This window comes from Oleiphilus sp. HI0066 (assembly GCF_001635725.1).
Genome location: NZ_LWFH01001663.1, coordinates 1 through 435 on the forward strand (window position 1 = coordinate 1; position 435 = coordinate 435).

The following is a 435-nucleotide window of genomic DNA, read 5'->3' on the forward strand; positions in this document are numbered from 1 at the left end:
GTGACTGAACTTGCTTCGTGGGCAAGCAGCAATAGCAGTGTTGCGACAGTGAGCTCATCAGGTATTTTGGCAACCTTAGATGATGGAGCTAGCACCATTACTGCAAGCTATGGCGGCCAAAGTGTGAATGGGACGATTACGGTTGCGGCAGATATTAGCAACCTCGCGCTTTCGAGCACCCCAGCGGCTAACTTTTCTTTAGATACCTCCGCTACGCGAAGCTTCTCAGCAAGTGTGAACGAGCTAGGCATTGTTCGTGATGTGACTGACATTGCGAGTTATGAGTCGTCTGATACGAATGTTCTGACCTTTTCCAATAATGTTGTCAGTGCAGGAAGCCAAACAGGAACAAGTGATGTCACTGTGCGCTGTGGTGATCTCGCAACGAGCCCAATTACAGTCACCGTAACCGTTCCTGCGACAGCGGATGACATC

The 435-nt window shown here is 49.9% G+C and carries 1 protein-coding gene; it reads left to right on the forward strand.

What is annotated here, in order from left to right; genetic code table 11:
* Positions 1 to 435 (forward strand): hypothetical protein (locus A3738_RS31565; protein ID WP_197474050.1); only part of this gene is annotated, 435 nt, incomplete at both ends.